The sequence below is a fragment of the Streptacidiphilus sp. MAP12-16 genome, from assembly GCF_041262165.1.
Lineage (GTDB): Bacteria > Actinomycetota > Actinomycetes > Streptomycetales > Streptomycetaceae > Streptacidiphilus.
The window spans coordinates 1-12765 of sequence record NZ_JBGCBY010000062.1 but is presented as its reverse complement, the minus strand read 5'-3'; the positions used below and the strand labels follow the sequence as shown (position 1 = coordinate 12765).

At 67.4% G+C, this 12765-nt stretch carries 16 protein-coding genes; 12 read left to right on the top strand and 4 right to left on the bottom strand.

The window, feature by feature from the left end; translation table 11 throughout:
* Positions 1-600 precede the first annotated feature (600 nt).
* The 3 genes from ABIA33_RS37700 to ABIA33_RS37690 form a co-directional block, all read right to left on the bottom strand.
* Positions 601-1446, bottom strand: coding sequence for a protein phosphatase 2C domain-containing protein (locus ABIA33_RS37700; protein WP_370088682.1), 846 nt, complete (start codon positions 1444-1446; stop codon positions 601-603).
* Positions 1447-1450: 4 nt separating this feature from the next.
* Positions 1451-2293 (bottom strand): sigma-70 family RNA polymerase sigma factor, encoded by an 843-nt coding sequence (locus tag ABIA33_RS37695; RefSeq protein ID WP_370088680.1) that lies wholly within the window; start codon positions 2291-2293, stop codon positions 1451-1453.
* A gap of 147 nt (positions 2294-2440) precedes the next feature.
* Positions 2441-2917, bottom strand: a complete 477-nt coding sequence (locus tag ABIA33_RS37690) for an ATP-binding protein (RefSeq protein ID WP_370088678.1) — start codon at positions 2915-2917, stop codon at positions 2441-2443.
* Positions 2918-3005: 88 nt separating this feature from the next.
* Between ABIA33_RS37690 and ABIA33_RS37685 the strand changes: the two genes are divergently transcribed.
* Together ABIA33_RS37685 and ABIA33_RS37680 are read left to right on the top strand one after the other, a co-directional pair.
* The gene (locus ABIA33_RS37685; protein ID WP_370088675.1) at positions 3006-3764 is read left to right on the top strand and encodes a GntR family transcriptional regulator; all 759 of its coding nucleotides are present in this window, start codon (positions 3006-3008) and stop codon (positions 3762-3764) included.
* 89 nt (positions 3765-3853) lie between these two features.
* Complete coding sequence (locus ABIA33_RS37680) at positions 3854-4378, top strand: hypothetical protein (RefSeq protein WP_370088673.1); 525 nt, start codon at positions 3854-3856, stop codon at positions 4376-4378.
* Positions 4379-4393: 15 nt separating this feature from the next.
* On the opposite strand, the gene lepB is transcribed toward ABIA33_RS37680, so the two are convergent.
* Entirely contained in the window at positions 4394-5068 is a 675-nt protein-coding gene (gene lepB / locus ABIA33_RS37675) for a signal peptidase I (protein ID WP_370088684.1), read from the bottom strand.
* A gap of 300 nt (positions 5069-5368) precedes the next feature.
* Between lepB and ABIA33_RS37670 the strand changes: the two genes are divergently transcribed.
* The 10 genes from ABIA33_RS37670 to ABIA33_RS37625 all read left to right on the top strand — a co-directional run bounded on the left by ABIA33_RS37670 (position 5369) and on the right by ABIA33_RS37625 (position 12287).
* A complete protein-coding gene (locus ABIA33_RS37670) occupies positions 5369-5764 on the top strand; it encodes a plasmid replication, integration and excision activator (protein ID WP_370088671.1) in 396 nt (131 codons plus the stop codon).
* 106 nt (positions 5765-5870) lie between these two features.
* The gene (locus tag ABIA33_RS37665) at positions 5871-6314 is read left to right on the top strand and encodes a hypothetical protein (protein WP_370088669.1); all 444 of its coding nucleotides are present in this window, start codon (positions 5871-5873) and stop codon (positions 6312-6314) included.
* A 58-nt stretch (positions 6315-6372) separates the two neighbouring features.
* Complete coding sequence (locus tag ABIA33_RS37660) at positions 6373-7569, top strand: IS110 family transposase (protein ID WP_370088667.1); 1197 nt, start codon at positions 6373-6375, stop codon at positions 7567-7569.
* Positions 7570-7831: 262 nt separating this feature from the next.
* Positions 7832-8911 (top strand): FtsK/SpoIIIE domain-containing protein, encoded by a 1080-nt coding sequence (locus tag ABIA33_RS37655; protein ID WP_370088665.1) that lies wholly within the window; start codon positions 7832-7834, stop codon positions 8909-8911.
* A complete protein-coding gene (locus ABIA33_RS37650) occupies positions 8908-9102 on the top strand; it encodes a hypothetical protein (protein WP_370088663.1) in 195 nt (64 codons plus the stop codon). Before ABIA33_RS37655 ends, ABIA33_RS37650 begins: the two co-directional genes overlap by 4 nt.
* Before the next feature lie 15 nt (positions 9103-9117).
* Entirely contained in the window at positions 9118-9321 is a 204-nt protein-coding gene (locus tag ABIA33_RS37645) for a hypothetical protein (RefSeq protein ID WP_370088661.1), read from the top strand.
* The gene (locus tag ABIA33_RS37640; RefSeq protein ID WP_370088659.1) at positions 9318-10919 is read left to right on the top strand and encodes a replication initiator; all 1602 of its coding nucleotides are present in this window, start codon (positions 9318-9320) and stop codon (positions 10917-10919) included. Before ABIA33_RS37645 ends, ABIA33_RS37640 begins: the two co-directional genes overlap by 4 nt.
* On the top strand, positions 10916-11137 hold the full coding sequence (locus tag ABIA33_RS37635; RefSeq protein ID WP_370088657.1) for an excisionase family DNA-binding protein: 222 nt from the start codon (positions 10916-10918) through the stop codon (positions 11135-11137). Before ABIA33_RS37640 ends, ABIA33_RS37635 begins: the two co-directional genes overlap by 4 nt.
* Positions 11137-11565, top strand: a complete 429-nt coding sequence (locus tag ABIA33_RS37630) for a hypothetical protein (RefSeq protein ID WP_370088655.1) — start codon at positions 11137-11139, stop codon at positions 11563-11565. The genes ABIA33_RS37635 and ABIA33_RS37630 overlap by 1 nt, the downstream gene beginning before the upstream one ends.
* Positions 11562-12287, top strand: coding sequence for a tyrosine-type recombinase/integrase (locus ABIA33_RS37625; protein WP_370088653.1), 726 nt, complete (start codon positions 11562-11564; stop codon positions 12285-12287). The genes ABIA33_RS37630 and ABIA33_RS37625 overlap by 4 nt, the downstream gene beginning before the upstream one ends.
* Positions 12288-12765: the final 478 nt, after the last annotated feature.

The following is a 12765-nucleotide window of genomic DNA, read 5'->3' as shown; positions in this document are numbered from 1 at the left end:
TGAGGACGGACGCACCGCCGGCCCGCACGATCCGACCACCACCCAGCTCCAGCCCGGCCACCAGGGCAAACCCTTTTTCAGGGGCAAGTAGCTAGAGGGATACCACGTGGATCTCCGGGACGAACCGCGCGCCCTGTAACGACTCCTCGGGCAGAGGCTGAGCGGGGCGGGTCCCTCCTCGATCGGGCGGCTTCGCCGGACCAGGGTTCTCCAGGGGCCGCCAAGGCTCACGTCCGTGACGCTCGCGCTTGGCCTTGGCGGCCCCTGGAGGTTCCTGGTACGCCTCCGGGGGCCGGTCGAGGAGGGACCCGCCCCGCGACCGTGTCACTCCCCCCGATGCCGCACGCGTAGCCCGGGCCGGTGCCCCTCCGAGGAGGGCCGGGGTGTGGGGCAGAGCCCCACGTCCATGCACGCTAGTCCGCTTCAGGTCTACTCGGATTTGCCGTTGCGTGTTGGTGAGCTGTGTGGCCGCTCCGTCGGGCGGTCGCGCCGGGACCGGGCGCCAGCCCGCACGCCCGGCGTCAGCCGCCCGGCGGAGCGGCGGCGAGCGGAGGGCGCGCGCTCTTGACCTAGTAGAGCTGAATTCGGCAGTGAGAGCGGTCAGTTACCGGGACGTGGCTGTTCCAGCGTGACAACTGCGATGGCGGTGTCGTCGTGAACCTTGCCCCGGGGCCATCGGCGGCCCTCCGGGTCGGAGTGCTCCGCGTCGCGGACATGGTCGATGAGGGCGGCGGGGCCCTGGTCGCGGATGAGCTGCAGTGCCTGGCGCCAGTCGGCGAGTTGGAAGCGGTCGACCAGACGCGACGCGCCGTCGCTCAGCAGCGCGAAGCCGTTGATGTCTGCACGAGGGATGCTGCCAGTGATGGCTTCGGCGGCGGCCCTGGGGTCAGCTGCAGCGACCCAGAATCCCCCGCGCTGGTTGCGATGGGCACGCATCGCCTCGACGTAGGCGCGGAGTGCCGCTGTGTGTTCGGGGGTTCCGGATGCCTCGGCGTCCATGGGGCCGCGCAGGGCAGCGCCGACTGCGGCTTCGCGGTCATCGGTGATAGCGACTGGAGCGGCGCCCGAGGCGGGGGCGATGACCAAGGTTGAGTCGGCTAGGACGAGGTATTCGAGAGCGCTGTCTGTGAGCCGTGCGGCGATGACGGTTGCTGAGGGGGTGCCTGGGTGGCTGAGGTCGCAGGTATCCACGTGCAGCTCGGCGGTTTCGGCAATGGCAGCTGAGAGGCAGTCAGTCAGGGCCTGATCGGAGTGATTGGTGGCCTGGGCCAAGAGATGGACGCCAAGGCGAGCGACGTACCAAGGGACGCCGTGGGTGCAGCCGGAGTCCGAGCCGACGGGCGTGCCGGCGCCGTCCAGAAGGACGACAGCGCTGGGGCTGGCAGCGATGAAGTCTTCGTTTGGTCGGCCGGAACGAGCGGGTTCGGTAGCGATCTCGATGCGCACCTGATCAGTTTGCCCCGTGGCGGTAGAACGGGGACAGGAGGCGGACGTTCATCGGCTCGTTGCTGGCGGGGTCGTAGTCGACATTGACCAGCACGGAGAAGCGGCCGGTACCGACCTTCTCGTAGAGGTCGGCGAGATCGTGAACGATGAGGTGGATCACGCCGAGGGTGCCCTGCGGGTGGATGCCGGTGAGGACCATCACCAGTCCGCGGCCGTCCGGTCTGGGCAGGCGGCCGAGGTAGGCAACGTCCGAGTTCGTCGCTGGGGTGGAGTCCATCCCGGAGCGGTACGCGGTGCCGGTCTCCTGATCGCGCAGGGTCCATGGGCCGTCGGGAGCTCGCTCGAACTGGATGGACGGGTCCTGCGCGAGTACTCCGGCGACGTGGCTAGAGAGACGCGGGCCACAGATGACGATCAGGTCTTCGCGGTTGAGGTCGATGTCTCCGCCGATGGGCACATGCTCGAAGGAGGGATCGAGCTTGTAGGAGCGGGCCAGGTCCCCGAGACGCTGTGCTGCGGCGAAGTCCTCGGCGGCCAGCACGGGGCGCGCGTTTTGGGCCTCCTGCTTGAGCGGAGTGGCGATGATGAGCCGGGTGTTGCCGAGGAATGCGCTCTCGGGGCCTGGTGCGGACTGCCTGAGCTGGTGGATGCGCCCCCGGGTAAGTCCGGCTTCGGCCGCGATCTGTGCGTACGACATGCCTTGGTCGTGGAGTTCGGCAATGACGCGTTGGCGCAGGCGGGACAGCTCAGTGACCTCTTGCTGAGCCTCGGCCAGGCGGTTCGTCGCGGCACGTAGGAGCGCAAAGGGGTCCTTGATGGCGGCGATCCGCTGGGTTTCTCCCGCCATGGCTCCTCCTGGTCCTGGACCGATCAGGGATGAGTCTAGGGGGATAGACAGCAGCAGGAAGCGCCAGCGGCGGACCGTCGTGGCTGGTGGCTCGTTCACGGACTCGGCTCCAACTGCATCGATTCGAATAGTTGTACGTATAGGGGGCTATACACCGTGAGCCCGGATTGACTGATCCTGCTCCTGGCATCGCACGTGCTTTGCGCCCACGGGACCGAGTTCGGCCCAGACCGTGTGGCACTCGTCTATCTCACCGTGCGCACCCCACGCCTGCGCGAGTGCGTCGACGATGGCCAGGCCGCGCCCGAAGTCCTCAGCTTCCTCCGGGTTGCGTCCGGAAAGTGGCTCGCCGTGCTTCCCCTCGTCGGTGACCTCGATGCGGATGGCCTCGGACTTGTAGGCGACCATCACCCAGACGATTCCACCCTGGCCGGAAGCGCTGTGGAGCAAGGCGTTGGTCACGAGCTCGGAGGCGATCAGTTCGGCCTCCTCGGTTCGGGGGTCACACCCGAGTGCGTCACGCACCATGCGGCGTGCGGCTCCGGCCGAGCCGGGCTCTCCCGGAAACTGGGCAATCCATGGCATGAGTAACTGCTCCTTCGTCGCCGAGCGGCTCTCGATCAATTACTGTGTGTCAGGCTCGTATCCGAGCTTGAAAGCTAGGGTCCAAGCTTGTCAAGCTGAACTGAGGATCCGTGAGATTGGTGGGTGTATGACGGAGTTGGCGCGCCCGGCGTATCTGCGGCTCGCGGATGCCCTGCGTGCCGAGATTCTGTCTGGCGAGCGCGCACCCGGCTCACGGATGCCGAGCATCGCTGCCCTCCAGCGGGAATACGGGGTGTCGGAACAGCCGGTTCGCCAGGCGCTGCGGGTGCTCACGTCCGAAGGGCTCGTCGAGGGGCGGCCTGGATCCGGAACCTATGTGCTGGAGCGCCCGACTCCGAGGCGGATGGGGCGTGGACGCTACGGAGCCGTCGGCAGTCCGTATGCGGCAGAGGTCCGGCAGCAGGGTGCGGAACCGTCCTGGTCGTTCGACTCAGAGCGCACGCACGCAACCGTAGGGCTCGCGAACCGGCTCGGCGTTGCTGTGAGCGACCCATTGATGCAGACCCGGTACCTCTTCCGAGCTGATGACATACCCGTGCAGCTCTCGACCAGTTGGGAGCCGATGTCGGTCGTCGGCGGCACACCGGTGGTGCTCCCGGAGAACGGCCCCCTCGGCGGGGTCGGGGTGGTCGAGCGTATGGCCGCGATCGGGATCCTGGTGACGCGGGTGGTTGAAGATGTCTCTGCTAGACCTGCTTTGCAGACTGAAGCGCGTGCGCTGGGTTTGCCGGTCGGCTGCACCATGCTCACGATCGAACGCACGCATTGGGCGGACGGCCTGGCCGTCGAGACCGCGGACATCGTGATGTCGGCGGACCGCTACCGGTTGGCGTACGAAATCGATGTCTCTCCGCCTCGGAAGTAGCCAACTCGAAAACATAGAGCTTCCACCTTGCGGCCGTGCCGTGCGAGAAATGGCGTGCGTCGGGCGGGTGCTGGACCGCAACATAAGGCGTGACCATTGACCTGGTGCCGGGCTTCGGGGTCCGGCTGTCCCGCCCCTGGCCCGATTTGGCCTTCGGCATGTCCAAGGAGGACGTCCGTCAGCTTCTGGAGCCGCATGGTGGGGTGTCGAGCAGGTTCGTCTGCGGGGCGGAATGGGCGGTCGGCTTCACCCTGCCGGGGGTTGGGGTCACATTGTCGGCCGGTAGGGCGAGCGGTCTCGACTGCGTCTCAGTAGTTAAATTGCCGCTGTTGACTGTCGAACCCTGGCCGGTCGGGTTCGTCGGGATCGATGTCTTCGGCTGGTCGGCTGACGAGGTCTTGGACGCGCTGCAAAGTGAGGGGCTGGCGGTTCCAGAGCTCAACCACGGAAACGTGTGCATCGGTGACCTGCGGCTCAGCAGCGGCATGACACATTCCGCGGCATCTGCACCGAGAAAGAAGCTCCGGCGGCAACCGCCCTACTCCTTCGGATACGCGGCCTTGTGGCTCCCCCGCACCGGGACGGCTTCGGATCCACGGATCCTCAAAGGATGATGCCGCTCGTCACGGTCACAGCTCTGCTGGCCACTGTGCGGACCTGGCTGCTCGTGACCGCCGAGCGGAGATGACCAGGGTGATAGGCAGGGCTATTAGCCCTAGAGCGAGGAAGATCACGCCGAAGCCAGCCACGGTGAGATAGACCAGTAGAGACTTGGACGCGCCGGCTTCAAAGCCACCCCTGGACGCCCACACCACGCGCATCTGAGCGGAGGATGCGGGGAGGCTGCCCTGGGCCTGGTCCAGGAACATCCGCGAGTCGATGGAGTCCGCACGGTTGTCACCAACTAGAAACACCCGACCTGCGGGAACGGTCACCGCATAGTCCGGCATCCCGCCGTTCGCCGAAGGGGCGTAAGGCTCCTCCAGCAACTGCCCGTTGATGGTCACCTTTCCCGAGGCGCAACAGGCGATTCGATCACCGCCGGTACCGATCACGCGTTTGAGGACCGGTCCCCGAAGATTCCACCCGGTGGGATCGGTCAGGACCACGTCACCATGCCGCAGAGCGGCTGAGTCGACGCGCTCCCCCACCACCAAGTCACCGTGCACCAGGGTCGGAGACATGGCGTCACTGCTCACGCTGTACGTGTGGAAGCTGGAGTGGAGGGCGACGCCTCCGGCAACGATCATCAAGATCCCCAAGCACGCCACAGCCAAAGCCAGCCATACAGGCAGACGCCCCATTCTTCGCGGCTGATTCGCACCCTCTGCTGTCATGCTGCTCCCCCGTTCTTCCGGCGCACACCCTGGCGGCGCGCCACATCCTAGGAACGAGCTCCACTCAGCTCTGAGGCGGGGTGTGCAGTTCAGATGGGACAGGCCGCGCGCGGTGGCCGATTTCTCGTGATGAAACGTCAACTCCGTTGTATATCCCCCTAGACAACGTCCAGCATGTGGGCGTACCTTCGTGTCTACCCCCCTATACAGAGCTCCGGGGCGGCCAGTCTCGGCTGTCTAGGGGGGTAGACAAGGAGAGGATTCCCGATGGCGATCCGTGGTGCGATTCCGGTCCGGTTCGACGACGTGTTCCCGGCTGGCGCCTTCGCAGTGTCGGTCGAGCCGGTCGCAGACTTCGACGCGAGCAAGGCCGGAAACAAGGTGCAGGCGCGGGACAAGGCGACTGGTCACCCCTTGTGGGTGGTCGCGGTGGTCGACCCCGATCCGGAAGCGAGGGACACGTCCCCACGGGTCAAGGTCGCGGCTCCGGTGATGCCGGTGCTGCCGGAGCCTGCCCCGGGACTGCCGTTCCGGCCGGTTGAGTTCGACGGTCTGACCGTGACGGCGTACGTGAACAACAGCAACCGCGTTGCCTACTCGCTGCGTGCAACGGCGGTTCGCGCCCCTGGCGGAGCTCGGGCCTCGGCGAAGACAGCGGCCTGACCCGCTCCGCTTCATACCCCGTCCCCGGCGGACATCGGCGCAAGGAATCCGACCCGCCGGGGACCTTCCCAGATCACTCATCACACAGAAGAGGTGAACGGACATCATGTCCAAGATTCTGAGCACGCATCCGTTGAGGAACGGACTGCTCATCCTGCTTGCTGCCTGGTCGGGGTACGCCTGGGCCGTCGCGCGCCTCGGCTCTGTCGGCGGCGTCCTGGTCCTGGTCCTGTACGTGGCCGCGCCGCTGTCCTGGCTGGTCTACCGCACGTACGCGCTGCGGGCCCGCATCCGCCGGGGCTGGGCCGAGTTGAGCCATGCGCTCGGCCTCTGGGAGCAAGCGCCACTCCCCCGCTTCGATGCCGAGTACGAGTACAAGTGGCTCTACCTTCCTTCTGGGATCGCCCCAGCCATTCGTAGGGTTGTGGCACCCAGGGGAACCGGGTGTGGCTTTCAAGTGGCTGCCGACCATGGCTCCGGAGGCTTGGCCGCCCGGTTCCCCACGACGACTCGGCCGCCGATTGGGAAGTGCGAGAAAGTCGCTGTGTAGAGCAATGCCGGCGAGGTCGTCCGTGGTACGCAATGCACTTACGACCTGATGGGGAGCGATGAGCCGGATATGGGCGGGGACCGACTGCGGCAAAACCCACCACCACACCCTGGTCATGGACGCGGAGGGCCACACGCTGCTGTCGCGGCGCGTGGCCAGTGACGAGCCGGAACTGCTCCAGCTGATCGCCGAGGTCTTGGACCTCGCCGAGGGCAGCGCGGTGACCTGGGCGATGGACATGACCGGCGGTGAGCCCGGTTTGCTGATCAACCTTCTGGCCAACCACGGCCAGGAGCTCGTCTACATCCCCGGCGTCGCGGTCAACCGCGCCACCGACAGCTACCGCGGGCAGGGCAAGACCGATGCCCGCGACGCCCACGTGATAGCCGACCAGGCCAGAATGCGAAAGGACCTGCTGCCCGTCCGCCTCGACGAGGAGGCTGTCATCGAGCTGCGGCTGCTGACCGAGCACCGTGCGGACCTCGTCGCCGACCGCACCCGCGTCACCAACCGGCTCCGGGCCCTGCTGAACAGCATGTTCCCCGCCCTGGAACGGGCCCTGGATCTGGGCAACGCCGGGCCGCTGCGACTGCTCACGGGCTACCAGACCCCGGCCGCGATCCGCCGCGCCGGCGCCAAGCGGCTGACGACGTGGCTGCGCAACCGCAAGGTCCGCAGCGCCGAGGCCCTCGCAGCCAAGGCTGTCGAGGCCGCCGACCGGCAGCACACCGCGGTCGCCGGTGAGAAGGCCATCGCCAAGATGGTCCACACCCTGGCCGAGGAGGTGATGACCCTCAACGAGAAGATCGCCGTGATCGACAAGCTCATCGAGGGCCGGTTTCGCGAGCACGAACTCGCCGAGGTGATCAGCTCCATGCCCGGCATCGGGACGACGCTCGGCGCGGAGTTCCTCGCCGCTGTCGGCGGGAGCCTGGACGCCTTCCCCACCGCGGACCGCCTCGCCGCGTTCGCCGGCGTCTCCCCGGCCCCGAGGGACTCGGGCAAGGTCAGCGGCAACCTCCACCGACCACAGCGATACCACCGACGCCTGCAGCGCGTCTTCTACACCTCCGCGCTCATCAGCGTCCAATGCGACCCCAACTCCCGTGCCTTCTACGACCGCAAGAGGGCAGAGGGCAAGCGACACACACAGGCCGTCATCGCTCTCGCCCGCCGCCGCGTCAACGTGCTGTGGGCTCTGATCCGTGACCGACGGTGCTACGAGATGACACCACCTGTCACCGAAGCGGCTTGACATCAGCATTGGGAAGCCTCGGATCGCGCGCATCCGTCGCCATCCTGGCGGCCTGGACGTGCTGATAGGGCTCCTCCCTGGGCAAGTCCCTGAACTGGTCGCGACGCGCGCTGAGGCGATTGCGCACGCCTGGCGCGTCCACCGGGTGGAGATCACCAGCCCCCGACGCGGTGCGCTACTGCTGAGGGCCTGGCGCACCGACCCACTCGCCGAACCCTTCACCTCAGAGTCCCGTGCCGCCGCTCTGGTCCGAGTCGCTCGGATGAAGAGGCTGGGGAAGTGGTGGGCCACCAAGCGAGCGGCGCTGGCAGGCCGGAGGCGATTTCGCAGCATTGCCTTCGTTCTCCGCGTCCGGCAGGTCCTTGTCTCGGCCTGGTCGGCTTCGGCGGTGGGCCTTCCGTCAGCTAGTCGCGCTGTTGAGGCTGTTACGACTGGCAGCACGGGTCGCCCTCTGGCTCTGGCAGGAGGTGGAGATCCGGCCGGAGCGCTGGGCCAAGTCGAGCCGGAGTGGGCGGCGGTAGAGATCGGCACCCGTGAGGACGGAGCACCTTGGCGGCAGCGGCTCCACGGTACTCACGTCCTGGTTGCTGGAGTCACCGGGGCGGGGAAGGGCTCTGTGGTGTGGGGAATCATCCGGAAGCTGCTTCCAGCTGTGGCGGCCGGACTGGTGGAGATCTGGGCCTGCGACCCCAAGCGCATGGAACTGTCCTTCGGCCGGGCGCTGTTCAACCAGTACGCCTCAGAGCCTGAGCGGATGGTCGACCTGCTCGAAAGGGCTGCGGCCGAGATGCAGAAGCGCGCCGACGCCTTCGCCGGCCGACTGCGGACGCACACACCCTCCCCCGGCTGCCCCTTCGTCCTGGTGGTGGTCGACGAACTCGCCTTCCTGACGGCCTACCAACCGGATCGGGACTTGCGGCGCCGAGCCGAGGCGGCCATAGCAACACTCACCAGCCAAGGGCGTTCCGTCGGCTTCTGCGTCCTCGGGGCGCTGCAGGACCCGCGCAAGGAGGTCATGAACATCCGCAATCTGTTCCCCGACCGCGTCGCCCTCCGGCTGGACGAGGCGGGCCAGGTGGACATGGTCCTCGGCGCTGGGGCTCGTGCTCGGGGTGCGCTTGCCGACCTGATCTCGTCCGACCCGCGTACCGGCGCGGGAGTCGGCTATGTCCGCAGCGACTCCAGCCCTGATCCCGTTCGTGTCCGCGCGGCATATGTGCCCGATTCCGAGATCACCGCACTCGTCGCCGAGTACTGCCCTGATGACTCCGTCTATACGGTGTCTAGCCCCCTATACGCCGTACCGCATCCGACCCCACCGGAAGGAGCACCCAACCCGTGATCATCACTGGCTCCCTCGTCCTGGTCCTCGGGCTGATCATCACCCTCCTCGTCCGCTACCGGATCATCCGCGTCCCGGACCTGCTGCTCTGCGGAACCTTCGGCTTCCTGCTCGCCGGTACTGGGGCCGCCTCGCTCATCCACAACGTCCTGGCCTGGATCGCCTCGATCTTCGCCGCCATCCACCCCTGAACGGGAGTTGTCGCCATGACCAGCACAGCCCCTGAAGCCCTCGGCCCATACCCCGTCGCGCAACCGGCGACAGGGGAGGACGCGCGCTTCAGCCTCGGCTTGATCTTCGACGTCGCGAGGCGGATCGAGGCGGCCGGGTACCCGCAGATCACCTCCGGCCGGGACCTCGTCCGGCTGATGGGCGCTCTCTACGGCTTTTGCTACGGGGAGGACGAGTGACCGCCACCACCCGCGCTGAGCGCGCTCGGATGCCGTTCGCCCGTGATGTCCTGCGCGCAACGGCCGAGGAACATGGCGTGTGCATCCGGCCCGTAGCCGTCCGCCGCACCGACATCATCACCGGTGAGACCGAGGTCATCGACGTCCCCTGCGGCGCCACACGGGCCAGTCTTTGCCCCTCCTGCGCCGAGCGGAAGCGCCGTCTGCGCGCTGCCCAGTGCCGAGAGGGCTGGCACCTCACCGAAGAGCCCATCCTCGAACCCGACCCGGCCACCGATGAACAGCGCTTCCTCGCCGAGGTGCGTGCCGACCTGACCAAGGAGCAGGCCGACGCCAACGGTGCCGACGCCGACGAACTTGCCGGGGTGCTCGCCGAAGTGGACGAGCAACTCGCCGACAGCGGCGTCCGCGGCACTCTCGACCCCGGGACTCCCGCCCGACGGGTCCGCTCGACTCGCCGCAGGCAGGATGCGCCGGACCTTCCGCGACGCCCGGTCGAGTCACGCACTCTCGGCAAGGCGTACATCACGCCCGATGGCAAGAGTTTCCGTCCCTCGCTCTTCCTGACCCTCACCCTCCCCTCGTACGGGCGGGTGAGGCAGGATGGGACGCCGGTCAATCCGGCGAAGTACGACTATCGGAGCGCAGCTCGGGACGCTCTGCACTTCTCGAAGCTGGTCGACCGGTTCATCCAGAACCTGCGGCGCTTCGTCGGCTACGACGTCCAGTACTTCGCCGTGGTCGAGCCGCAGCGGCGCCTCGCGCCCCATCTGCATCTCGCGCTTCGCGGCACGATCTCGCGGTCCGAGCTGCGGCAGGCCGTGGCGGCGACCTATCACCAGGTGTGGTGGCCACCGTGCGGGGAACCGGTCTACTCGGCGGACTCGGGCCCGGTCTGGTCGACCGAGCACGGGACCTACATCGACCCGACGACCGGGGAGCCCCTGGACACCTGGGACGAGGCGCTCGACCAGCTCGACGACGACCCCGACGCCGAACCGCTCCACGTCGGGCGCTTCGGAACGCAGTTGGACGCGCAGGGCGTCCTCGTCGGCTCCCCGCAGGCGGCACGGTGCGTCCGCTACCTGACCAAGTACCTCACCAAGGGTGTCGCCGAGTGCCACACCCCGGACAGCGACACCGAGCGGGAACACGTCGACCGCCTCGCCGCTGTGCTGCGCTCCGAGCCGTGCTCGCCAACCTGCGCGAACTGGCTGCTGTACGGAGTGCAGCCGAAGAACGCCCGTCCAGGGCTCCGGGCCGGTGCCTGCCGGGCCAAGGCACACAAGCGCGAACACCTCGGCTACGGCGGGCGTCGCGTCCTGGTCTCGCGCAAATGGTCCGGCAAGACCCTGGCCGATCACCGGGCTGAGCGCCGTGCCTGGGTGCTGGGCGTCCTGGGCGTGGACGGCGGAACTCCCGACCCCTCCCGGTACCTGTGGGAACCCGTGCGCTACGGCGACCCCGACGTCTCACCGCTGTCCTACCGGCTCCTGCGAGCGGTCGCCGAACGAGTGCGGTGGCGGCAAGCGATGGACGAAGCACGCGCACGAGCGGAAGGCGTCAACGACACGGAGTCTGAGGGGAGGGCGGCATGAACGGGAAGTCAGCAACCGCGCTGCTGACCGTGGATGAGGCGGCGGACCGGCTGAACACGGGAGTCCGCTTCGTGCGGCGGCTCATCGCGGAGCGGCGCATCACCTTCGTCCACGTGGGGCGGCATGTCCGTATCCGGGAGCCGGCATTGGCCGCCTTCATCGAGATCAACACGGTGCAGCCGCTCCGGCCCCGCAAGGTGCTCAGGAGGGCAGCCTGATGGCAAAGAAGCGTCCATTCGGCCGTGTCCGCAAGCTCCCCTCGATGCGGTACCAGGCGCGCTACCTGGGCCCGGACGGTATCGACCGCCCGGCCCCGGAGACCTTCCGGACCAAGCGTGACGCCGATGACTGGCTCGCTCAGAAGCAGACCGAGATCGGCCAGGGCGAGTGGGTCGACCCCGATGCGGGGAACGTCACGTTCGAGACCTTCGGACGAGCCTGGATCGATGAGCGACCGAACCTGCGGCCGTCCACGCTGCAGCTCTACAACAGCCTCTTCCGGTTGCACCTGGCACCGACCTTCGGCCGGTTGCCACGAAGGAAATCAACGAGCCCGCCGTGCGTCGCTGGCGGAAGGCGCGCCTTGATGCTGGGGTCGGTGAATCGACGGTGGCGAAGGGCTACCGCCTATTCCGGGCGATCATGAGTACGGCCGTGGACGACGGTGCGGTCCGCCGGAATCCCTGCCGGATCAAGGGTGCCGCTGTCGAGCACGCGCCAGAACGGCCAGTCCTCACCGTGGAAGAGGTGTACCGACTCGCCGACGCCATCGAACCGCGCTTCCGCCTCTTGGTGCTGCTGGCTGTCTTCGCCGGCCTGCGCTGGGGCGAGCTGGCGGCTCTTCGCCGGAGTCACCTGGACCTCGGCCTTGCCCGACTGCATGTCCGCGAGTCGGTGACCGTGTTGCGTGACTACACGCGCATCACTGGCGCTCCCAAATCCAAGGCTGGTGTCCGCACCGTTCACCTGCCTGAGTCGGTCGTCCAGGAGCTGCGCCTTCATCTCCGGCTCTATGCACAGCAGGACCCGGATGGTCTCGTGTTCGTCGGTGCAAAGGGCGCTGCGCTCGCTCGACCGACGTTCTCCCGACCGTGGCGAAAGGCTCTCGCCAAAGCAGAGTTGAAGAATGTCAGGGTCCATGATCTTCGCCACACTGGAAACACCTTGGCCTCGACGACAGGCACGAGCCTGCGTGAACTGATGGCCCGAATGGGGCACTCAACTCCGCGGGCGGCGCTGATCTACCAGCACGCCTCCAGCGACCGTGACCGGGTGATCGCCGAAGCCCTGGAAGCTCTTGCTCGGGCGGCCCGTGAGAAGGGCGACGAGGAGGACGGCGGGGCCGCTGGGGTGCCCGTCCCGGTCTGATCGGGCACGCATCGGGCACGCGGGCCCCTGATTGGTCTGGACAACAAACAACCCCCAAGCCTCTGGCCTGGGGGTTTTCCATGGAGCGGGTGACGAGAATCGAACTCGCGCTCTGAGCTTGGGAATCACAGCAGGTGGCCGGCTCGCATAGCTCTTGACCTGCTGGAATGGGGCTGCCCGATCTCGTCCAACCTCTGATGAGCGCCTGGGACTTACCGTGGCTCACCGCTGTTTCTGGTGCGGATCTGGTGCGGACCCGGCCCCTCCATGCGAACTACCGGCATCGCGGTCCTTGAGGTCTCCCGTCCAGGTCACCTGGCCTACGGCGGTCGGCTGCGGTCCGCCACGATCGCCACCGTTGTGGTTTCACTGCTGTACAGCGGCTAGCTACTTGCCCCTGAAAAAGGGTTTGCCCTGGTGGCCGGGCTGGAGCTGGGTGGTGGTCGGATCGTGCGGGCCGGCGGTGCGTCCGTCCTCA